Origin of the sequence: Streptomyces sp. NPDC057486 (assembly GCF_042802415.1) — a bacterium.
GTDB classification, from domain to species: Bacteria; Actinomycetota; Actinomycetes; order Streptomycetales; family Streptomycetaceae; genus Streptomyces; species Streptomyces yanii.
Map to the genome: position 1 here is coordinate 57,505 of NZ_JBHVEE010000033.1, position 20,462 is coordinate 77,966.

18 protein-coding genes and 2 pseudogenes are annotated in these 20,462 nt (G+C 69.7%); 12 read left to right on the top strand and 8 right to left on the bottom strand.

Annotated elements, in window-relative coordinates; all coding sequences use genetic code 11:
* Positions 1-55: 55 nt before the first annotated feature.
* Positions 56-604: a GNAT family N-acetyltransferase gene (locus ACFU6I_RS17890; RefSeq protein WP_384367245.1), complete on the bottom strand. Its 549-nt coding sequence runs from the start codon at positions 602-604 to the stop codon at positions 56-58.
* 823 nt (positions 605-1,427) lie between these two features.
* Between ACFU6I_RS17890 and ACFU6I_RS17895 the strand changes: the two genes are divergently transcribed.
* The 3 genes from ACFU6I_RS17895 to ACFU6I_RS17905 all read left to right on the top strand — a co-directional run bounded on the left by ACFU6I_RS17895 (position 1,428) and on the right by ACFU6I_RS17905 (position 5,134).
* Positions 1,428-2,261: a sulfurtransferase gene (locus ACFU6I_RS17895; protein ID WP_384367248.1), complete on the top strand. Its 834-nt coding sequence runs from the start codon at positions 1,428-1,430 to the stop codon at positions 2,259-2,261.
* A gap of 43 nt (positions 2,262-2,304) precedes the next feature.
* Positions 2,305-3,951 carry a DUF1416 domain-containing protein gene (locus tag ACFU6I_RS17900; protein WP_384367251.1) on the top strand — a complete coding sequence of 549 codons (1,647 nt, stop codon included), beginning with the start codon at positions 2,305-2,307 and terminating at the stop codon, positions 3,949-3,951.
* Positions 3,952-4,330: 379 nt separating this feature from the next.
* Positions 4,331-5,134, top strand: coding sequence for an MBL fold metallo-hydrolase (locus tag ACFU6I_RS17905; protein WP_384367254.1), 804 nt, complete (start codon positions 4,331-4,333; stop codon positions 5,132-5,134).
* A gap of 213 nt (positions 5,135-5,347) precedes the next feature.
* On the opposite strand, the gene ACFU6I_RS17910 is transcribed toward ACFU6I_RS17905, so the two are convergent.
* Entirely contained in the window at positions 5,348-7,405 is a 2,058-nt protein-coding gene (locus tag ACFU6I_RS17910) for a BTAD domain-containing putative transcriptional regulator (protein WP_384367257.1), read from the bottom strand.
* Between the two features lie 149 nt (positions 7,406-7,554).
* Between ACFU6I_RS17910 and ACFU6I_RS17915 the strand changes: the two genes are divergently transcribed.
* Positions 7,555-8,436, top strand: coding sequence for an alpha/beta fold hydrolase (locus ACFU6I_RS17915; protein WP_384367260.1), 882 nt, complete (start codon positions 7,555-7,557; stop codon positions 8,434-8,436).
* Between the two features lie 560 nt (positions 8,437-8,996).
* On the opposite strand, the gene ACFU6I_RS17920 is transcribed toward ACFU6I_RS17915, so the two are convergent.
* Positions 8,997-9,686, bottom strand: coding sequence for a hypothetical protein (locus tag ACFU6I_RS17920; protein ID WP_384367263.1), 690 nt, complete (start codon positions 9,684-9,686; stop codon positions 8,997-8,999).
* Positions 9,687-10,111: 425 nt separating this feature from the next.
* Between ACFU6I_RS17920 and ACFU6I_RS17925 the strand changes: the two genes are divergently transcribed.
* The 3 genes and pseudogenes from ACFU6I_RS17925 to ACFU6I_RS17935 all read left to right on the top strand — a co-directional run.
* Positions 10,112-10,339 (top strand): hypothetical protein, encoded by a 228-nt coding sequence (locus ACFU6I_RS17925; protein WP_384367299.1) that lies wholly within the window; start codon positions 10,112-10,114, stop codon positions 10,337-10,339.
* A pseudogene (locus ACFU6I_RS17930) lies at positions 10,336-10,548 on the top strand (transposase); the annotation flags it as partial. The gene ACFU6I_RS17925 and the pseudogene ACFU6I_RS17930, both read left to right, overlap by 4 nt.
* 58 nt (positions 10,549-10,606) lie before the next feature.
* Positions 10,607-10,801 (top strand): annotated as a pseudogene (locus ACFU6I_RS17935) (IS5/IS1182 family transposase); the annotation flags it as partial.
* An 83-nt stretch (positions 10,802-10,884) separates the two neighbouring features.
* On the opposite strand, the gene ACFU6I_RS17940 reads toward ACFU6I_RS17935, so the two are convergent.
* Positions 10,885-11,490 (bottom strand): GntR family transcriptional regulator, encoded by a 606-nt coding sequence (locus ACFU6I_RS17940; RefSeq protein ID WP_384367293.1) that lies wholly within the window; start codon positions 11,488-11,490, stop codon positions 10,885-10,887.
* Between the two features lie 938 nt (positions 11,491-12,428).
* Between ACFU6I_RS17940 and ACFU6I_RS17945 the strand changes: the two genes are divergently transcribed.
* Positions 12,429-15,599 carry a glycoside hydrolase N-terminal domain-containing protein gene (locus ACFU6I_RS17945; protein ID WP_384367266.1) on the top strand — a complete coding sequence of 1,057 codons (3,171 nt, stop codon included), beginning with the start codon at positions 12,429-12,431 and terminating at the stop codon, positions 15,597-15,599.
* 1,059 nt (positions 15,600-16,658) lie between these two features.
* Here ACFU6I_RS17945 and rpsR read toward each other — a convergent pair.
* Genes rpsR through rpmG form a run of 4 tightly spaced genes read right to left on the bottom strand, consistent with a single transcriptional unit; the run spans position 16,659 to position 18,550 of the window.
* Positions 16,659-16,895 carry a 30S ribosomal protein S18 gene (gene rpsR, locus ACFU6I_RS17950; protein WP_384367269.1) on the bottom strand — a complete coding sequence of 79 codons (237 nt, stop codon included), beginning with the start codon at positions 16,893-16,895 and terminating at the stop codon, positions 16,659-16,661.
* 41 nt (positions 16,896-16,936) lie between these two features.
* Positions 16,937-18,088, bottom strand: coding sequence for a CobW family GTP-binding protein (locus ACFU6I_RS17955; protein ID WP_384367272.1), 1,152 nt, complete (start codon positions 18,086-18,088; stop codon positions 16,937-16,939).
* Positions 18,088-18,333, bottom strand: coding sequence for a type B 50S ribosomal protein L31 (locus tag ACFU6I_RS17960; RefSeq protein ID WP_041132231.1), 246 nt, complete (start codon positions 18,331-18,333; stop codon positions 18,088-18,090). The genes ACFU6I_RS17955 and ACFU6I_RS17960 overlap by 1 nt, the downstream gene beginning before the upstream one ends.
* A gap of 52 nt (positions 18,334-18,385) precedes the next feature.
* Positions 18,386-18,550 carry a 50S ribosomal protein L33 gene (gene rpmG / locus ACFU6I_RS17965; protein WP_099198435.1) on the bottom strand — a complete coding sequence of 55 codons (165 nt, stop codon included), beginning with the start codon at positions 18,548-18,550 and terminating at the stop codon, positions 18,386-18,388.
* Positions 18,551-18,628: 78 nt separating this feature from the next.
* Here rpmG and rpmB point away from each other — a divergent pair, with 78 nt between their 5' ends.
* The 4 genes from rpmB to ACFU6I_RS17985 all read left to right on the top strand — a co-directional run.
* Positions 18,629-18,865, top strand: a complete 237-nt coding sequence (gene rpmB / locus ACFU6I_RS17970) for a 50S ribosomal protein L28 (protein ID WP_384367276.1) — start codon at positions 18,629-18,631, stop codon at positions 18,863-18,865.
* Positions 18,865-19,170, top strand: coding sequence for a 30S ribosomal protein S14 (gene rpsN, locus ACFU6I_RS17975; protein ID WP_384367279.1), 306 nt, complete (start codon positions 18,865-18,867; stop codon positions 19,168-19,170). The genes rpmB and rpsN overlap by 1 nt, the downstream gene beginning before the upstream one ends.
* Before the next feature lie 847 nt (positions 19,171-20,017).
* Positions 20,018-20,188 carry a 50S ribosomal protein L32 gene (gene rpmF / locus ACFU6I_RS17980; protein WP_384367282.1) on the top strand — a complete coding sequence of 57 codons (171 nt, stop codon included), beginning with the start codon at positions 20,018-20,020 and terminating at the stop codon, positions 20,186-20,188.
* Between the two features lie 6 nt (positions 20,189-20,194).
* Positions 20,195-20,462: GTP-binding protein (locus tag ACFU6I_RS17985; RefSeq protein ID WP_384367285.1), on the top strand; the 268-nt coding region annotated here is incomplete at its 3' end.

Consider the following 20,462-nt stretch of genomic DNA (forward strand, 5'->3'; position numbering starts at 1 on the left):
TCAGGTCGAGGAACCGCGACGGGCCTTCTACGCCGCCACCCTGTCGAGCACGAGCTCAACCGGACGACGTGACCGAGGACCGGACGCCGAACCACTGCTCGGCGCCGTACTCCTCGAACCGCTCCACCTCGGTGAACCCCAGCTTCGCCGCGAGGCGCATCGCGCGGTCGTTGGCGGTCTGGGTGCAGAGCACCACCGGCTCGCCGGGAAGCGCGTCGGTGAACCAGTCGAGTGCCGCCGCGCACGCCTCGGTGGCGTACCCGTATCCCCACGCCTCCGGCAGGAACATGTAGCCGAGTTCGGCCTCCCCGGCATTCGGGCGGACGTGGCCCGGACGCTCTGCGTCGCGCCGATCGAGCGTGATCATGCCGATCATCGCTCCGTCGAGATCGATCACGAAAAGGCCGGGGCGCCGCCCGGGCACCTCAGGCACCGCGCGCTCGAGCTCATCACGCGGTCGAGCGCCACCGATGTAGGCGCCCACCTCAGGCGACGCGAACAGCTCGATGAACGCCGCACGGTCCCGGGCCTCGGACTCGCGGAGCACGAGCCGCTCGGCCCTTATCGGGGCAGGTGGCCAGGCGACGGGTCCAAGCTCAGTCATGGCGGGCAACCTATCGCACGCCCGCCGGGCAGAAGCCTCGGACGACCGACAGCGGCGGCAGCTTCTGACCCGTCGCCCCGATCTGTCCGTGTACAGCGCGAAACGCGCACAACGCAACCAGAGTCCTGAAGCAGGCACCGTATCTGACGCCGCGCGCTGTTCCGCCAGGGGTTACGGGACAGCCCCTGGCCCGCTTTCCTTCAGTCGGCTGCGGGCGTCACGTAGCCAAGCCGGTCCCGCTTCGGCCCTGCCGCAGTCGAGATCCGACAGGGTGGCATGTGGGATGTCCAGGTTGTTTACGGCGCCACGCTGTCGGCCGCCCTCATCGCCGCCACCTGGGCAGCCGCGCCGTCGTCGCGACCGGTGCGCTCGCCGCGGCCCTCCGGCCCGCGGCCTGGAGCGCGATCCTGCAAGTCGCTCACGGAGAGCCATTCTTCGCCCACGCACCGTGATCGCCCTCTTCGTCAGCTGGCAGGACACCGGCTCCGGCGTCTTCACCCTCGCCGCCACGAACTGGTGTGCAACGAACCCGGCCATTACGCCGCCGGCATGTACGCCGAGCCCGGTGTGACCGGCCGGTAGCGGCCACCGCCCGCGGGACCGCCCGCTACGGCGCGCGCCAGATGCCACAGCGGCGCCCAGGGGCTTGGAGCGAGCCTCCAGCCGTCGTCAGCACCGGCGGCGTCTTCCAGCGGCCCTGCGACCGGCGCGCTCCGGCTCTGGAGCGGGGTTCCTGTAGTTGCCGGGCGGATCCTGATGTTGACGCCTTCCGAAGCAGGGGTTGTGCTGGAAGAGGGGTACACCCCGAGCGAAAGGCATGCTCATGAGCCGTGACCAATCCCTGGTCGACGCCGACTGGGTGCAGCAGCACGTGGACGACGCGAGCATGGTGATCGTCGAGGTCGACGAGGATGTGAGCGCCTACGGCACCGGTCACATCCAGGGCGCGGTGAAGCTGGACTGGAAGAACGATCTGCAGGATCCGGTCCGCCGCGATTTCGTGGACCGGCAGCGCTTTGAGGAGCTGATGTCGGAGCGCGGCATCACGCCCGACCACACTGTTGTCCTGTACGGCGGCAACAACAACTGGTTCGCCGCTTATGCCTACTGGTACTTCAAGGTCTACGGGCACGAGCGCGTGCGCCTGCTCGACGGCGGCCGCAAAATCTGGGAACTGCAGTCGCGGCCGCTCACCGACGAGGTGCCGCAGCGGCCGAGGACCGGCTACACCGCCAAGGAGCCGGACCACTCGATCCGGGCTTTCCGTGACGAGGTGCTGGCGTCGATCGGGCAGCGGAACCAGAACCTGATCGACGTCCGCTCCCCCCAGGAGTTCTCAGGTGAGCTGCTGGCCCCCGCCCATTTGCCGCAGGAGCAGGCGCAGCGCGGTGGTCACATCCCCGGTGCCAGAAACGTCCCCTGGTCCAAGGCGGCCAACGACGACGGCACCTTCAAGACAGACGAGGAACTCCGGGCGCTCTACCTCGACGCAGGCGTCGACTTCGGCCGCGACACCATCGCCTACTGCCGAATCGGCGAGCGCAGCGCCCACACCTGGTTCGTCTTCCACGAACTGCTCGACCACCCCAACGTGAAGAACTACGACGGCTCGTGGACCGAGTACGGCTCGATGGTCGGCGTTCCGATCGAGAAGTGACTCCGCCGGAAGCCCAGGCGGGGCCGCGCGAGACGGATCAGAGATGACCGCGACACCCGTGGATCCCAAACCCACCACCCGAACCGTCGTGACCGGCCGCGTCCAGGTCGCCGACGGGCCGGCCTCGGGCGTCTGGGTCCGGCTGCTCGATCCGGCAGGGGAGTTCGTCGGTGAGGTAGTCACCTCCGCGATCGGGGAATTCCGCTTCTACGCGCCCCCGGGACACTGGGTGTTGCGGGCGCTCTCGCCGCGTGGTGTCACGGAGATGCCGGTCGAGGCGGAGCCGGGCCGGGCCACCCAGGCCGAGCTGCGGCTCTCCGAGCGGCTGCCCGACAGCGTGGAGATCATCCAGATCTCCACGCTCAGCCTCGGGAACCGCAGCTACCTGATCACAGACGGGTCGGTCGCGGTCGCAGTGGACCCGCAACGTGACCTGGAGCGCGTCACCAGTGTGCTCGAGGACCGCGGCCTGCGGCTCGACACGGTCGTGGAGACCCATCTGCACAACGACTATGTGACAGGCGGTCTGGAACTCGCCCGCCGCTGCCGGGCGGCGTACGCGGTGCCGACCGGGCCGCCCCTTGGCTTCGACGCCGTCAGGGTCGGCGACGGCGACCAACTGACGGCCGGGAAGCTGCGGATCCAGGTGATCGCCACACCCGGGCACACCGACCACCACCTCGCCTACGCCTTCGCGCCCGCCGACGGGGCGCCTCGGCTGGTATGCACCGGCGGCTCCCTGCTGTACGGCACCACGGGCCGTACCGACCTCATGGGTACAAACCTGGCCGAGCCGCTCGCCCACCAGCAGTACCGATCAGTGCGCCACCTGGCCGAGGTACTTCCCGACGACACCGTCATCCTGCCGACCCACGGCTTCGGCAGCTTCTGCGCCGCGACGACCGTCGGCGCGGTCCAACGCTCCACCATCGGCCGCGAACGGGCCGCGAACCCTGTCTTCAGCCAAACCGAAGACGCCTTCGTGACCGGGACACTGACGGGATTGGAGCCCTTCCCCGCGTACTACCGCCGGATGGCGCCGATCAACGCCGCCGGGCCGGTGCCCCGCACCTCGCTCCCCGGGCCAAGGCTTGCGGATCCGGCCGAACTGGCCGACCGGATCACAGCGGGCGAGTGGGTGGTCGACGTGCGTCCGCGAGCCGACTACGCGCCGGTCCATCTGCCGGGCACGGTCAACTTCGACGCCTCCGGATCCCTTGCCACCTACCTCGGCTGGCTGGTTCCGTTCGACGCCCCCGTCACCCTGCTGGCCGCCGACCACAACGAGTTGCAGGCAGCCCGCATCGAGCTGCTGCGGATCGGCTTCGACCGTCTTGCGGCTGCCGCCGTCGGAAACCCGCTCGAATGGGTCGGCCCACAAGAGCTGGCCTCCTACCCGCGATCCGACTTCGCCACCCTCGCCACTGTCCGGCCCAAGCGACAGGTGGAGGTCCTGGACGTCCGCAGTGACCGCGAGTGGCGCTCCGGCCACCTGCCCGGCGCCCGCCACATCCCGCTGCCCGAACTGCCCAACGCCATCGTGTCCCTGCCAAAGGCCGAGCACTGGGTGCACTGCCGCAGCGGCTTCCGGGCCGCAATCGCCGCCTCGCTGCTCGCCGCCGTCGGACACCAGGTCGTCCTCATCGACGACACCGTCGAGCACGCGCACCCCGTGGTGCAGGACGGTTAGCGCACAGAGGTTCGAGACCGAGTCCGCCTGGGGCCGGCAGGCCACTCCGTTGGGCAGCACCCCATCGGCCTCCAGGGGGCATCAATGCGGCGGCGGCATGGGGCGAGGCGTGCCACGCGGCCACGGCGCACGGGCCGAGAAGGGCTTCAGCATGCGCAGGCCCAGGTCCGGTGTGGTGGCGAACCCGACATCCTCGTCGATACGGGCCGACCGGCCGCCAACAACGACCGCGAGCCTGACCACAGGCCGAGGCACGTCGCACCCTGCATCCATGCCCCACGCGCATGGACTGCTCGTGGCAGGCATTTCCGGCAAGGCCGGGCGGTCCGTAGCGTCGAACTGCGACCGAACAGAGCCGGACCATGCAGCGAGGACACCGATGAGTACAACAAGCCTGTCCCGACAGGAATGCGCGATCACCATCCTGGGCGGCCCGACCGCCGTCATCGACCTCGGCGGGCTGCGCATCGTCAGTGACCCGACCTTCGACGGGCCCGGCCCGCACGGCTATCTGACCAAGACCGAGGGCCCGGCCGTCACCGACGACCAGCTCGCGGACGTCGACCTGGTCCTGGTCAGCCACGACAATCACGCGGACAATTTCGACGGCCGCGGCCGCGCCTTCGCACTGGCCGCACCGCTGCTGCTCACCACCACTGGCGGCGCCGAGCGCCTCGGCAGCCCCGCGATCGGCCTCGCCGCCTGGCAGGCCCACACAGTCCAGCGACCGGACGGCGGTGAGCTGACCGTCACCGCCGTGCCCGCGGTCCACGGGCCCGAGGACGGCGAGTGGGATCTGGACGGCAACATCAACTGTCAAGTCGTCGGCTTCGTCCTGTCCGGCGGCGGACTGCCCACCGTGTACCTCAGCGGTGACAATGCCTCCATCCGCACGGTCACCGAAATCGCCGGCCGCATTCCGGGCATCGATGCCGCCGTCCTCCACGCCGGCGCGGCCCGGATCCCGGGCAAGTTCCGCGAACGCGCGGTCAGCCTCGACAGCATTCGCGCCGCCGCGGCCGCCGCGATCCTCGGCGCTCCGGTCACCATCCCCGCCCACTATGACGGCTGGGCCCACTTCACCGAGGGCCGCGACGCCATCGAGCGCGCCTTCGACGATGCGGGTCTCACCGCGGTCCTCCGCGTTGCCGACCACGGCACCTGGCTCCCCCTGGTGTCCTGACCGTTCCTATCCAGTGTGCGTGAGTGAGTCCTGGACCCACTGTTGCGTACTGGGCGCATCCCGAACGGTGTTGGATGCGCTGGGTTCCCGCGTTCGCGTCCCGTTCGGTGACGGCCCTCCGGGGGGCCGGTCCGTTGCGGGTCTGCCGCGGACGGCCCGTCCGCTGCTCGGAACTGCTCGACCGTGCTCGTCCGGCCGCGCGTCACGGCTCGCTCACGGCACGGCACCGCCATCGGTGGGCCGCGCGGTGCGCCGGTTGTGCACAGCGAGGGCTGCGTCGGCGGTTCGTAGATGGTGTGCGACCGGGCCGAAGGAGATCAGGCCGCTGCCTGCGCCGGCCGATTCGTCGGAGGCTGCGGCGAGTTCGTCTCTCGCACGGCGCAGGACCGGCTCGTGCCCTACCGCCGCTGCCGTGCGGGCGAGTATGCACCACAGCGCCTCTTGAAGGAGGTCGTGCGGCGGCCGGGGAGCGTCCGTGAGTGCTTGCCGGGCCTGCTCAGTGGCGCCGGAGCCCGCCAGCAGCAGAGGCTGGATCCACGGCCGGTAGGGGCCGGCGTCGAGGTGGGCGAAGTCGTCGGGATCGGGCAGGGCGTTGCCTCGCATTGCCGGGACCAGCGCGACCAGTGCAGCCGCTCCCCGGGTGAGGCCGGGCATGCCGCAGTCCGCAGTCGTTCTCAGAACTTTCGCGTAGCGGGGGCGGGCCGCTGCCCAGCCGTCGGTCTCACAGGTGCGAAGAGCCTGGTACCAGGACGTGAACACCCCGGCCAGGGGTCGGTCATTGCGGTGCGCCAGCCGGTCGATCTTCTCGGCTTCCGCGTCCGCCGCAGTCAGGTCACCGAGACCGGCGAGTGCCTGGAGGCGTACGAGGCGTCCCAGGACCTCGTGGCTGGGCAGGTGGTGGTCGACGGCCAGACAGGTCAGCTCACCGCCGAGCGCCTCCCGGCGGGCTGCCGATCCGCAAGTGGCGAAGGACTGCATGAAGGCGCCGTTGAGGGCGAACGCCAGCAGTGCGGGATCCCCCAGTCGCCGGGCCAGCCTGACGGCCTCATCGGCGGCGCGTTCGGCGCGCAGACGCCACGGCTCGGGAACGGGCGGCTCGGCAGCCCGGGCAGGCGGCGTGTCGGCAGCAGCGTCGCCGCGTGATTCGACCGCGACGACCGACAGCAGCCGGGCCCGCAGCGCGGGCGGTCCGCCGGGGCCGAGCCGGGCGGCGGCGCGGGCGGCGGCCCGGGACAGTTCGCCCGCGCCCTCCGGGTCGTCTGCGCGGGCCCACACAGCCGGGACGTCGTAGGAGCCGATGATCCGGGCCGCCAGCTCGGTGTCGCCCGTCGCCTCGGCCGCGGCTACCAGGTCCCGTCGATGTTCGCGCGCCTCCTCCAACCCGTCGGCGCCGGTCACCGCGAGGTCGCGCAGCAGGCCGGCCGTGGCGTGCAGCCGCGCCTGGGAGCGGGCCGGAACCGAACGCTCCCAAGCGGCTGCGACCCTCCCCCAGACCCCGTCGGCAACACCGGCCGGTTCCCTCGCACCAGGGACGGCGGCGCCCTTGAGGATCTGCGCCTCGGTCCGGGCCAGCGCGAGGCCGGGTGCGCCGGCGAGGGCGTGCCGGGCGCGCCGAAGCGTCTCCAGTGCCTCGCCACGCCGCCCGGAACGGTCCAGCGCGGTCGCCAGCAGCACCCAGCCGTCCTCCCGTCCCGGGTGCGCGGCGACGTGGGCCTCCAGATCGACGGCAGCGTCCCTGGCCGCCCCGGTCGCCAGTAGCGCGTCGGCGCGCCGTTCGACGGCGTGCAGGCGCAGCGCCTCGAGCCGAGCCCGCTCGGCGGCGGCCCATCCGGCGCCGGGGAAGTCGGCCAGGACCGGTCCCCGCCACTGTGCGAGCGCCTCGTCCCACAGGGCGACCGCCGCGTGCGGTGGTGCTTCGGCCGCCCGGGCCGCCGTGTCCTCGAACCGCCAGGCGTCCACCGCGTCGCGGCCGACGTGCAGGACGTAGCCAGGGCCGTCCGTGACCAGCAGGCGGGACGGCTGCCGGGGGGCGCGCTCCGGTTCCAGGGCCCGGCGCAGCGCGGCAACGAAGGTGCGGACCGCGCCGACGGCACCGGCCGGCGGCTCGTCCTCCCACAGGTCCGCCACGAGCCGGCCGACCGGTACGACCCGATTGCGGGCGATCAGCAGCCGTCCCAGCACCTCCCGGTGCCGGGGCGCCCCGAGCGCGACTGGCCTGCCGCGCCGGTCCCAGGCGGCCACCGGTCCCAGCAGTCCGAACTCCACGCCCACGGCACGGTCCCTCCGGGGCGGCGCCCTTTCGGCGTGCCGCGCGCCACTCATCGATCGCTGATCCGGGGCCCGCAACCTGGGTGACGTCCCCGGACGACCGGGCCGGAAGGCCCGGAACATCCACTCTGCCACGAACCACAGGAGCTGCTGTGACACCCCCGACCATCCCCGACTTCGGGCGGCACCGCATACGGGTTGACGACGACGTCACGCTGAACGCCGCCGTCGGCGGCACCGGCAGTCCGGTCGTGCTGCTGCACGGCTTCCCGCAGACCCACCTGATGTGGCGGCACGTCGCCGCCGACCTCGCCGCCGACCACACCGTCATCTGCCCCGACCTGCGCGGCTACGGCGCCAGCGACAAGCCCGCCGAGACCGGCCCGGACGTGTACGCGAAGCGGACGATGGCCCGGGACGTCGTCCGCCTCGCCGCGGAGCTCGGCCACGACAGCTTCACCCTGGCCGGTCACGATCGCGGCGCCCTCGTCGCCTTCCGCGCCGCGATGGACCACCCCGACACGGTGTCCCGGGCGCTCTTCCTCGATGTCCTGCCGACCCTCGACATGTGGGACGCCCTGCGCGGGGTCTCCGGCGCGGTCGGCTTCCATCTCTACTTGATGGCCCAGGCCCCGGGCCTGCCGGAGGAGATGATCCAGGCGTCCGCCGACGCCTTCTTCGCCTACTTCCTGAACGCCTGGACCAACGCCCCGGACGCGATCCCCGCCGACGTCCGCCACCACTACCTCGACGCGTCCGCAGCGGCCGTGCCCTCCATCGTCGCCGACTACCGAGCCTCCGCCGGCGTGGACGTGGACCACGACACCGTCGACCGGGAGTCCGGCAACCGGCTGGCCATGCCCGTTACCGTCCTCCAGCAGGACTGGGGCGCCGCACTGGGGTACCACGCCCAGGGGCTGTGGAGCGCCTGGGCCGAGGATCTGCGCCACCGCACGGTGTCCTGCGGCCACTTCATGGCCGAGGAGGACCCGAAGCTGATCGCCGACGAAATCCGCGCACTCGCCGACCGCTGACGGCCGCTGCTGCGGTCCCGCCGCCTGTAGCGAGGCGGCGGGACCGGATGCAAGACGCCCCCACACTGTGGCGACCCCGCCGCACCGCTCGGCAAGCAGGAAGCCGTCGACCGGGGCGATCAGCCGCTGGAGGCGGTGGCGTACCTGGCTTCCATCATCGAGACGGCCTCGTCGACGACGCGCTGCACGGCCGAGGCGGCGGTGGCAATAGCTCTCCGGTCGGCCGCCCCGGCTGCCCATCCATGCCGGCATCGGGAATGCCTGCTGGACCACCGCCCACTCCGCATCGCTTGCATCCGACGTGTAGCGGGGCTCCCTGCCCGGATGCTCAGCCGCGTTCCCGAATCTGTGGGCGAGACAGTCACAGCCCGGGGTGGCCGAACTGGACTCCGCGGACGTGACCACGTACAACTGCGGCACAAGGCCTCCTGCCCGCTGTGGCTTCGACGACCGAGAGCTGCCAGGAGGAACGCTCTTCATGCGCGTACGGCTGCCAACTCACTCAATCCAGCGCCCTGTTCGATCAAGAGCGACCGCCTGATCGAAAGGGCCGCGGCTTGTTAGGTAAGCCGGGGCTGATCGACGACCGGACGCAGACGCTGTCCGTGCGGGGTGAAGGTGCACGATTCCTGGAACAGGCCGTCGCCGTGGCGCACGGCGAGCAGCAACGGCTGCTCGTGCGCGGGGGGCCAGCCGTCGCCGGGACCGGACTCGGTGCCGTTCCACAGGTGGAAAACCACCATGGGCAGCCCAGGGTCGTCGGTGAGGTAGCCCAGTGACTTGCTGTACAGCGGGTTGTTGCCGCCGAACTGCATCGAGGGCGGCCCGAACCGGTCAATGACATCGGCCCAGGTGCGGTTCTTGCCCGCCCAGTCACGTACCTGGTCGACCATGGTCTGGTATGCCTGGGGGGTCAGAGTACGGTCCGGCCTGAGCCAGCCACGCGCCTGCGCGAACTCCGCGTACACCGAAGCCGTCCCACAGCTGTAGTTCGGCTTCGGAATCAGGTCCTGGAAGACCCCGGCCACCCCGATCAAGGTCCACATCCCGCGCTCTTCCCACGAACGCTGCAGCCGCCCGAACGCCTCCGGCTCCCGTTCGGCCATCAGCAGATGGTCGATCAGCAGCCGTAGGGAAATCTCGCCCCCGAACATCTCCGGCCCACTCAACGCCCTGTTCAGTCGCTCGACCAGATACGCGTGGAACTCTTCGGCCGACGCCAGCCCACGGGAACCACCGGAATCGCTCACCCGTACAGTTTCCTCCACCACCGACCCTGCAGCACCGCCAACCAGCCTGCAATCGCAACCACTTGACCAAAAGGGCACCGCCACCGACACCGGCAGCAACCCGCCCCGAGGCTACTGCGGGCCGAACGGTCAGCCGACGGCCTGCTGTTCACCGCCGGAGCAGCCGTGGTCAGCGGATCACGTTCGGTTGAGATACGGCTTCTCAGCTTGACGTTTAACCTCGCCTGTCACCCGACCTGCTGATCTGCGGTTCTTCTCGGGACAGCGGAGGCGGCCGTTCTCCACGCTTCGAGATGTCGAGTCACGAAGCACGAGAGAACGGCCGCTGTGTATGAGTCTCCCCGTTCCTGGGTCCGCAGGCGAGGCGTTGGACGTCTTGTCCCGCTTTCGGGTCGAGTTCTACGAGTGTCTTTACGCCCGGGCGGATGCGCTCTTTGAGCTCACCGACGCGGTGTTGTGGGCTGAAGCGCCGTGGGCTACTGCCCGCCGAGCACCTGGTCGACGGTGGCTACACCTCCCTGGTCCACCTGGAACAGGCAGCCCGGGAACACCAGGTCACGGTCACCGGCCCACTGCCGGGCAACCCCACCCGCCAGCACCGCAAGAACGACGGCTTCGACCGCGACGACTTCCACACGACCGCCAACAGGTGACCTGCCCGCAGGGCGAGATCAGCCGGGGATGGCACGGCCCCTACCCGACCTCCTCACCCACTGCGGCACCTCTGATCGTGGCACGATTCACCAAGAGCCAGTGCCGTCCCTGCCCGGTCCGCACCCGCTGCACGACCACCGCCGACAGCGCCCGAACCGTGGGATTTCCCCCGCAGGAACTCCGCGACCTGCAACTCCGCGTCCGGGCCGAGCAGCAGACACCCGACTGGAAGGCCCGCTACGCGGCCCGCTCCGGAGCCGAGGGCACTGATCGCCCGTCGCGGCACCGAGCACGGATCCGGCCTGGGCACCCAACGCTGGTTCGTAGAACGCGCGTTCGCCCATCTCCGCTGGTTCCGCCGCCTGCGGATCCGCTGGGAGATACGCGACGACATCCACGAAGCCTTCCTCACCCTCGGATGCGCACTCATCTGCTGGCGACGCCTGAAGTCATTGCGATAGGAGTTCTTACGCGCCCAACAAGGTGACAGCGCCTCCGTCGCAGATGGACGCGGCAGGACGGTATCTGGCGGAGGCTCCGCAGGTCACTGGTCCATCCTCTGTGTGAGCTGGCGCTCGAGGCTGTTCTTCAGGTGGTTCGCCATGGCCTCCGCTGCGCGGTCGGCCTTCCTGCGCGAAATGGCACGTAGGACACGTTCGTGTTCTGCCGGCGTCGGATCTTCGGAGACCTGGACACTGGCGATCCGGAAGATGTGCAGATGCGAGTGGAGCCGCTCCACGGCGTCCGCGAGCAACGGCCGGTGTGAGGCCAGTGCGATCGCGTCGTGGAATTGCTGGTCCAGAGCGGCGAAGCTGCGGTAGTCCGCGTACCGTCCGAGGGGCCCCGGCAGGGTTTGCATGTCCTCTGCGATCTTCTCGATGGCGTCGAGTTGTTCCTCGGTGGCGTTGATCGCAGCCAGCGCCGCCGCCCTGGGTTCCAGCAGCAGTCTCATCTCGAAGAGTTCTTCAAGCCCCTGACGGGTCAGCAGCTCGGTCGCGCGGTAGCCCGAGAGTGACCGCTTGACCACGAGACCGTCGGACTCGAGCCGGGCCAGCGCTTCGCGCACGGGTGTCGGCGACACACCTAGATTGCGTGAGAGGGCTTCGATGCTGACGCGGGCTCCAGGCGCAATCTCATGGTCCATGATCATGGTTTTGATGGCTTCGTAAACGCTGTCCGAAAGTGCCTGACGGGCAGGGGGCGAGCTCTGTTGCTTTCCGTCCGGCTTCCCCGTCCCGGCTGCAGAACTTTCGGGCGACGTCATCCGTTCTCCTGCTGCTCGAGGCTTGTCGGGACCTTCGCAGTTTAGCCAGGTGACGGCTGTGCTCGGGGCTGCTGTGGGCGTCCGGCGGACCCGAACGCCACCCTGACGGGGACGGCAGCGGAATGTTCAAAAGGGCTGCTCTGCCGAGATCCCTGAGCGCCGCAGAGTAGCCGTCGACGGTGCGGGTCCCTACCAGTCGGTACTGCGCCCGAGCGCCACCTTCGTGCCAAACCCGTCGGCGAGCTCGGCCTTACCGGAACCGGATTTGCCGGATGCCTGGGGCCGGTCGCCCGCAGGGTCGGCTGATGTCTTCAGGGTGCACGCCGCGGAGCCCGTCAGGACCGCGACGGCGAGAACTCCTGGCAGAACAGCTCTGCTCCGGAGAGGCACGCCCCATCCCCAAAAATCAAATAGGAAATTGACGGGGCGATAGTGTGCCATGCGCGACGCCCCGTCAAGCCCCGTAGGGCAGTTCCCCCCCTTGCGACCTGTCAGCGCGGTGAGGCGGCAGGGCGGAACCCGCCCTTATCTAGGGGTATGACGAGCAGTGACGGGTACACGCTGAGGCCGTGACGGGATCAGGTCGGCCTTCCGGGGACGTCTGCGATCCCTGGTGGATCAAGCGCGTCACTCGATGAAGGTGGGCAGAAATCGTATAGGAAATTTGGTCCAAATCATTGACAGGGCCCGCCCGTGCCGCTGCACTGCTGCACAGTCCCCGCCGTACAGCGGCTGGACACCCAAGCCTCCCCCCTCGGAGAAGGAGCCGCCCTGCCATGTCCCCTCGTTTTCCTGTCCGGCCTCACGCCGAGGACGAAGGCGGTATGTCGCGCCGTGGCGTGCTGCGCGCCGCGGCGTGCGGTGGCGCACTTACCCTGCTCCCTCTGGTCACCAACCTCACTTCGGCGTCCGCGGCACCGGCCGCCTCCGGACCGGCCGTGTCGGTGCGACCCCCGAAGCTCGCCCGCCACTCCCTCTGGTACCGGCTCCCCGCCACGGACTGGCAGTCCCAGGCACTGCCGATCGGCAATGGTCGGCTCGGCGCCATGCTCTTCGGCCAGCCCGACCGCGAACGGATCCAGTTCAACGAGCAGAGCCTGTGGGGCGGAGTCAACAATTACGACAACGCCCTCGCCGGCCAATCCGACGACGCTTTCGATACGGGCATGACCGGCTTCGGTTCCTACCGAGCCTTCGGTGACGTCGTGCTCTCCTTCGGCGCCCAACCCGAGGTCACCTCCCCCGGTGGCCCCTACAGGACCGCCGCGAACCAGGGCTCGGACAAGACCGTCGACGGCGACCCACAGACGAAGTGGTGCATCGTAGGCCCGCCGAAGGAGGTCATCTGGCAGGCGGCCCTCACCGCACCTGCCGCAGTGTCGACCTACCGGCTCACGAGCGCCGAAGATGTCCCTGACCGGGACCCCCAGACCTGGACCTTCCAGGGCTCGACGGACGGGTCCGCATGGACCACGCTGGACACCCGGTCGCTGCCCAGCCCTTTCGAGAGCCGGAACCAGACCAAGGAGTTCACCTGCTCCAACAGTACGGCCTACAGCTTCTTCCGCTTCGTCTTCACCCCCCGCTCCGGGGTGAGCCACTTCCAGGTGGCCGAGATCGCGCTCGCCGGGGTCGGCCTCGGCGGACGGAGCCTCCTGTACGTCTCCTCGCCCTCCGGCCACGCCCACGGCGCCGGCAGCGGGCACGACGTCTCCCGGAGCGTGGACGGAAACAGCTCCACGGTGTGGCGAGCGGCCGACGCGACCGCCGGAGCGGTGTGGCAAGGCGACCTGCAGTCAGCTGCGACGGTCACCGGCTACAGCGTGACGGCTGCGCCTGACACTCCCGAGGAGGACCCCGGTTCACTGACCCTCGAGGGCTCCGCCAACGGCCTGGAGTGGATCACGCTCGACGAGCGCAACGTCCAACCCGCGCTCGACCGCGGTGAGCGCCGGCAGTTCACCATCGGCAAGCCCGGGGCGTTCACCCGCTACCGTCTGACGCTGCGGCCGAAGTCCGGATCCTCGGTCGTGCGCGTCGCCGAGGTCCGCCTCACCGGCACCGAATTCGACACGGCGAAGCTGGGCCCGGTGATCGAGTACCGCCGGGCGCTCGACCCCGAGTCCGGAATCCACACCACATGGTTCGGCCCCCCCGGACAGCAGGTCCTGCGGGAGGCGTTCGCCAGCCGGTCCGCCGACCTGCTCGTGCTGCGCTACGAGGCCGAGCGCGCCGGTGCGCTCGACTGCGACATCACCCTCACCTCCGCGCAGGATGCGCCCGCCTCGGTCGACGCCGTAGCGGGGACGGTCCGATTCGGTGGCACCATGGGAAACGGCCTGAAGCATGCCGCCGTCCTCCGGGTGACCGACACCGACGGCTCCGTGACCGCCGTGGGTTCCCGACTCCGGGTTCGATCGGCGAAGCGCATGACCCTGCTCCTCGACGCGCGCACCGACTACAAGCTCGACGCCGCCGCGAACTGGCGCGGGCCGGACCCCCAGCCCGCCATCACGGCAGCCCTCGACACCGCAGCCCGACAGTCCTACAAGGCGCTGCGCAAGGCGCAGGTCGCCGAGGCCGGCGCCGTGGCCAAGCGCGTCTCCGTGAACTGGGGGCGCACCGACGACGAGGTCACCGCGCTCCCGACAGACACACGGGTCGCCCGTTACGCCGCGGGCAAGTCCGACCCGGGGCTCGAACAGAGCATGTTCGTCCTCGGCCGCTACCTGCTCCACAGCTCTTCCAGACCGGGCGGCCTGCCCGCCAACCTCCAAGGGCTCTGGAACGACAGCAACCAGCCCCCGTGGGCGTCGGACTACCACACGAACATCAACGTCCAGATGAACTACTGGGGCGCGGAGACGGCGAACCTCAGCGAGAGCCATGAGGCACTTGTCGAGTTCGTGCGCCAGGTAGCGGTGCCGAGCCGCGTCGCGACCCGCAACGCCTTCGGCGCCGAAACCCGAGGCTGGACGGCACGCACGAGCCAGAGCATCTTCGGGGGCAACGCCTGGGAGTGGAACACCGTCGCCAGCGCCTGGTACGCGCAGCACCTGTACGAGCACTGGGCCTTCACCCAGGACCTCACGTACCTGCGCCGCGTCGCCTATCCAATGATCAAGGAGATCTGCCAGTTCTGGGAGGACCGGCTCGTCGAGAACAAGGCCGGTCAGCTCGTGTCCCCCAACGGGTGGTCGCCCGAGCACGGCCCGCGCGAAGACGGCGTGATGTACGACCAGCAGATCATCTGGGACCTCTTCCGGAACTACCTCGACTGCGCGGCGGTGCTCGACGTCGACCCCGAGTACCGGGCCATCGTCGCCGACATGCAGAAGCGACTCGCGCCCAACAAGGTCGGCCGGTGGGGCCAGCTCCAGGAGTGGCAGGCCGACCGCGACGACCCGAACGACAACCACCGCCACACCTCGCACCTGTTCGGGGTGTACCCGGGCCGCCAGATCACGCCCGACACGTCGCCCGAACTCGCGGCAGCCGCTCTCGTCTCGCTCAAGGCGCGGTGCGGCGAGAAGGAAGGCGTCCCGTTCAGCGAGGCCACCGTGTCCGGTGAGAGCCGGGGGTCGTGGACCTGGCCCTGGCGGGCCGCGCTGTTCGCGCGTCTCGGTGACGGCGAGCGGGCGCGGTACATGGTCCGGGGTCTCCTGCGGTACAACACGGGGACGAACCTCTTCTGCAAAATTCCGCCGTTCCAGATGGACGGCAATTTCGGCATCACCGGTGCGATCACCGAGATGCTTCTGCAGAGCCACGAGAAGGTCATCCACCTCCTGCCGGCGGTGCCGAAGGACTGGGCCGACGGCTCGTTCACGGGTATGCGCGCCCGCGGCGGCTACGAGCTCAGCTGCACCTGGCGCGGCGGGCGCGTCACGGACTTCACGGTCGTGGCCGACCGGGCGCACAACCGGGACCACGTCACCGTCCGCGTCAACGGCAAGGATGTGTCGGTCAAGCCGGTGAAACCGCGCCGTAACTGACCCCCGGCACCCACCACTTCCCGCCCTGGGCCGGTGACCCCGTCCGGTGTCCACCGGCCCAGGGCCTGTCATCGGATGAACAGCGCGGAACTGCTTCCTCCCGAATGGCGCTCACGGCCTCGGGCCTCCGGCGCCCTTTTCCTTGAACCCGTCGTACGAATCGACATCGGCCGGGTGCCGTTCGCCGTTCCCCCGAAGGGAAGGACGGACGGCCCGGCTGTTGGAGGCGAACGCGACCGTCGACACCGCAACCAGGTCGCCACATCGGCCCCGACACGCGACTGGTGGCTCCAAGCATCAGCACGGCGGAGCAGGCGTCCACGCCCTGCAGGGAGCACAGCCCCACCTGCGAGTGGAACCATCAGCCTGTTGGTGCGTCAGGTGCTACAACCCCGCAGCGCCACAGTCCGAGGGCCTGCTACTCGGCGCTCGGTCCTACGCCCGGGCGAAGGCCTTGTGCTGGGACAATCAGTCTGACTTGCCTCGAATTTACTGACATGTAGTGCAGAACTTGCATGAATGGACGCCGTGTCCATCCTCCGGGCGTTGCGGCCCGCGTTGACGAGGACATCAGTTCGCCTGTGCACGGCGAGCACGTCGGCCACGGCCGCCTCGATGGCGTCACTGTCGGTAACGTCCACCCGGGAAGTCGCCTCGCCAGCAGTATCCCGGGCGTGACCGGGAAAACCTCGCGCCCACGGCAGCGGGGTATCAGGCCGGAGACGACGCCCAGCCAGAACCGGTCTGCGGGCTCGTAGCGGACAGGCTCCGCAAGCTGACGCCGTAACACCGCGTTCTCATGCCGGAGCACCAGCAACTCGGCGTCCTTCGAAGTGTCACGGCGCAACAGCACCCCGCGGGAACGGACAGCAGCTTGCGCGCCACCTCGTACAGCGCTGAGAGGATCACGGCGGACATGGTCCCGGCCGAGAACGCTCCACCGTCGAGGAGGCGATGACTTCACCTCGAGTCTTCCGTCTCTGCTTTCAGGGAAACGGAGGTGGCCGGTCCAGGAACACGCCGGTGAGGGCCGCCCGGTTGCGGGCGGCCCGGCCGCCCTCAGCGGCTCACGTACGGCAGGAGGGCCATCTCTCGGGCGTTCTTCACGGCGGCGGCGAGGGCACGCTGCTGCTGGGCGGTCACGCGGGTGACGCGTCGACTGCGGATCTTGCCCCGGTCGGAGATGAACTTCCGCAACAGGTCGGTGTCCTTGTAGTCGATGTACGTGATCCCGGCCGCGTCGAGCGGGTTCGGACGGGACTTCACGGGCTTGCGGGGGTCGTGGCGTCGCGCCATTCGGCGTCTCCTTGGGGTGGGCGTTTCGGTTTCGGGGGTGGTCAGGCGGCGTCGAGGAGCGAGTCGAACGCGGCGGGCAGGGTCTTCCAGGACTCTCGGCCCAACTCGTATTCAGCGTCAGTCAGCAGGCAGGAGTCGAGGAGTCGTTCGAGCCCGTCCCGGTCGAGGCCGGGCGAGGTGAAGACCAGGTGCTGGCAGCAGTCGCCGTGTTCGGGATGCCAGTCAAGGGCCGCCGCCGCCCGACGCACGGGCGGGACCATCTCCCAGGCGGCGTCGGGCAGCGACGCCAGCCAGGGACCGGCGTTCTCCACGCACAGAGCTCCGCCGGCCGCGTCCCAGGCGAGCAGCGTGTCGGGGCGGTCGGCGAGCCAGAAGCGGCCGCGGCTGCGGGCGGCGGCGCAGCACAGGTCCTCGAGTGCCTGGTAGAGCCGTTCCGGGTGGAACGGCCGGTGGCGGCGCCACACAAAGGTCGTAACGCCGGCCTCGTCGGCGTCCTGGGGCAGGAGCGCGCACGCGGGGTGCTGCGCGGCCGCGGCGGCCTCTACGTCGAAGCCGGCGAACGCAGCCCGCACGAGTTCGTCCGAACCAGCCGGTACGCGCCGCGCCGTGGGATGCAGCTGCGCGAGCAGGGCCTGGTCCTCGCCGTCCGCCTCGTCGTTGTCGACGACGGCGAGCACGGGGGCGTACTCCAGCTGGCGCGCCCAGGTGTCGCCGACGGTCCGCCGGTCGGTGGGAGCCGCCGCGAGGCCGGCCTCGGCCAGGTCGTCGCCGTTGGCGACGCAGGGCAGGACCAGCGCGGGGTCCACGGCGGTGATGACGCCGGTCAAAGTGAGCCTGTCGCCTCCGTGCGCGGCCACGACCTCCGCCATGGCCTTCGGTTCGACCGAGTCCCACAGCTCGACGACGGCGAGGCGGGTCATGCCGCTGTCCGCCAGGCGTTCCAGTTCCGGGACGAGGTCCTCGCGCAGCGCGCAGCACGCGCAGTCGTTGACCAGCGGTGTCTCGCCGCGGGAGAGCGTGCCGGAGGCATCGCGAATCAGGCGGAGCACTGTGCCGTCGGATGCCCCGGTCAGGTCGTGGTGCAGCGCGACACTGTCCGGAACGGTCCGCAGGAGGCGATCGACGACCTCTGTCCGGGCCTCGGCGTGCATGCCGGCGACGATCACGACGGGGAGCATGTGGTTGTCGTCCATCACCGGGCTCCGTAGCGGCGCTGGAACTTCTCGACGCGGCCGGCGGTGTCGAGGACGCGCGCCGTGCCCGTGTAGAAGGGGTGGCTCGCGGAGGAGATCTCCACGTCGACGACCGGGTAGGTGTTGCCGTCCTCCCATTCGACGGTCTTGTCGCTGGTCATCGTGGAGCGGGTGAGGAAAGCGGTGCCGGAGGCGGAGTCGCGGAAGACGACGGGCTCGTAGGCGGGGTGGATTCCGGGCTTCATGGCAGGACCTTTCGATGGCCGAGGTCTGGCGGATTTGCGGGGTTGGGCGAGGTCAGCGCTCTTCGCGGAAGTCGACGTGGCGGCCGACCACGGGGTCGTACTTGCGGAGCACCAGGCGGTCGGGGTCGTTGCGCCGGTTCTTGCGCGTCACATAGGTGAACCCGGTGCCCGCCGTGGAGCGGAGCTTGATGACCGGGCGGATCTCGTTGCGTGCCATGACGAGTACTATATGGGAACGGTTTTCATTACCAACAACGGGTACCGCACCCATCCAGCAAGAAAGGTGGCAGCATTCATGTCAGCCCACTGCCAACTGACCGGCGCCAAGCCGGGCTTCGGCAACGCCATCTCGCACTCGCACCGACGCACGTCGCGTCGCTTCGACCCGAACATCCAGCACAAGCGCTACTGGCTTCCCAGCGAGGGGCGCCACGTCCGCCTGACGCTCAGCGCCAGGGCGATCAAGACGGTCGACGCGATCGGCGTCGAGGCCGCCGTGGCGCGCATCCGCGCACGGGGAGGGAAGATCTGATGGCGAAGCGAAGCAAGATCGCGAAGAACGAGAAGCGCAAGGAGATCGTCGAGCGGTACGCCGCCCGGCGGGCCGAGCTCAAGGAGATCATCCGCCGCCCGTCCTCCACCGCGACCGAACGGGACGTCGCCCTCGCGGAGTTGCGGCGCCAGCCGCGCGACGCAAGTGCCACGCGCGTGCGCAACCGCGACAGCGTGGACGGCCGCCCCCGCGGCCACCTGCGCAAGTTCGGCCTCTCCCGCGTACGGACACGCCAGCAGGCACACGCCGGATTCCTGCCAGGAGTGACCAAGTCGTCCTGGTAGACGAGAACTCGACCACACATCCGGCCCGGCGGGGCAGCGCCAAACACGTGAACCGTAGCTTCCATTGAAAATGGATGCCATGAGCGTTCAAGGTCGCTCTCGTCCGCGTGCGGAACCCTGCGGGCCCGCGAGGGGAACCAGGGGCCGCACGCGGACGCCCGAGAAGCCGAGGCGCCAAGCCGGAACCGGCTCGGCGCGCCCCCGCAGGGCCTCACCCCACCACTTCGCCCCCCTTCGCGAGACACACCCGACATGCAATGTGAACCGACACCGACGGGAAGGCGGTCACCCGCACGCACACGCGAAGCGTGGGCAGCATCGCTGGAGGCGGCGGTCACCGTCCTCCAGCCACCTGACACCCACCCCATGATGTCCAGTTTCGTCTGGCGCGCCCGGCGGCCACTGCATCCAGGTCGGCTCGCCGAGGTCCTTGGGGACGTCATGCTCGCGTGCTGACCTCTGGCTCGCCAACACGCCGGACACCGTCATCAATTGACGGTCGGCCGGCCCCCACCTCGACGCCCGCGAGTCCGATCGATGACTGAAAGATTCCGACACTCGCGCAGGGGAAGCCGCCTCCGCGCAGCACCGCACCCTTGCCTGCTCGCCCCGGGACGACTACCACGGCGAGCGGCGCAGCGAGATCAGATTCACCGGACCAGACCTTGACGTCGAACGCATCGCGGGCGCACTCGATGCCGCCCTGGTCACCAATGCCGAGCTTTCGCTGGGCCGGCGAGCTGGAGCGGGTGGCCCGACCCCTTCTTCAGCCACACAGAGCCACATTGATAATGGAATCCATTTTCATATAGCCTCTGCGTGTCAGATACCAGAACGAGGAGTCACGATGGCCGTCCCCAAGCGGAAGATGTCCCGCAGCAACACCCGCCACCGCCGCGCCCAGTGGAAGGCGATCACGCCCCAGCTGGTGCCGATCACCGTTGACGGCGTCGTCTACCAGGTCCCGCAGCGCCTGGTGAAGGCGTACGAGCGCGGCCTCGTCCGCCCCGAGGGGTGAGCGCTCATGACGCCCACCGACCGGCTGCCGGTCACGGTTCTCTCCGGCTTCCTCGGGGCCGGGAAGACCACTCTGCTCAACCACGTGCTCGGCAATCGCGAAGGACTGCGCGTCGCGGTCATCGTCAACGACATGAGCGAGGTCAACATCGACGCCGCACTCGTGCGCGGCGGTGAGGTGGCTCTGTCCCGCACCGAGGAGCGCCTGGTCGAGATGACCAACGGGTGCATCTGCTGCACCCTGCGCGACGACCTCCTGGAGGAGGTCGACCGGC

What these genes read in the sequence shown, in the direction of transcription:
- ACFU6I_RS17940 (WP_384367293.1), bottom strand. Translation starts at nt 11,490, where the DNA reads ATGATCATGGACCATGAGATTGCGCCTGGAGCCCGCGTCAGCATCGAA.
- rpsR (WP_384367269.1), bottom strand. Translation starts at nt 16,895, where the DNA reads ATGGCGCGACGCCACGACCCCCGCAAGCCCGTGAAGTCCCGTCCGAAC.
- ACFU6I_RS17905 (WP_384367254.1), top strand. Translation starts at nt 4,331, where the DNA reads ATGAGTACAACAAGCCTGTCCCGACAGGAATGCGCGATCACCATCCTG.
- rpmG (WP_099198435.1), bottom strand. Translation starts at nt 18,550, where the DNA reads ATGGCACGCAACGAGATCCGCCCGGTCATCAAGCTCCGCTCCACGGCG.
- ACFU6I_RS17945 (WP_384367266.1), top strand. Translation starts at nt 12,429, where the DNA reads ATGTCGCGCCGTGGCGTGCTGCGCGCCGCGGCGTGCGGTGGCGCACTT.
- ACFU6I_RS17890 (WP_384367245.1), bottom strand. Translation starts at nt 604, where the DNA reads ATGACTGAGCTTGGACCCGTCGCCTGGCCACCTGCCCCGATAAGGGCC.
- rpmB (WP_384367276.1), top strand. Translation starts at nt 18,629, where the DNA reads ATGTCAGCCCACTGCCAACTGACCGGCGCCAAGCCGGGCTTCGGCAAC.
- rpmF (WP_384367282.1), top strand. Translation starts at nt 20,018, where the DNA reads ATGGCCGTCCCCAAGCGGAAGATGTCCCGCAGCAACACCCGCCACCGC.
- ACFU6I_RS17900 (WP_384367251.1), top strand. Translation starts at nt 2,305, where the DNA reads ATGACCGCGACACCCGTGGATCCCAAACCCACCACCCGAACCGTCGTG.
- ACFU6I_RS17895 (WP_384367248.1), top strand. Translation starts at nt 1,428, where the DNA reads ATGAGCCGTGACCAATCCCTGGTCGACGCCGACTGGGTGCAGCAGCAC.
- ACFU6I_RS17955 (WP_384367272.1), bottom strand. Translation starts at nt 18,088, where the DNA reads ATGGACGACAACCACATGCTCCCCGTCGTGATCGTCGCCGGCATGCAC.
- rpsN (WP_384367279.1), top strand. Translation starts at nt 18,865, where the DNA reads ATGGCGAAGCGAAGCAAGATCGCGAAGAACGAGAAGCGCAAGGAGATC.
- ACFU6I_RS17960 (WP_041132231.1), bottom strand. Translation starts at nt 18,333, where the DNA reads ATGAAGCCCGGAATCCACCCCGCCTACGAGCCCGTCGTCTTCCGCGAC.
- ACFU6I_RS17925 (WP_384367299.1), top strand. Translation starts at nt 10,112, where the DNA reads ATGCGCTCTTTGAGCTCACCGACGCGGTGTTGTGGGCTGAAGCGCCGT.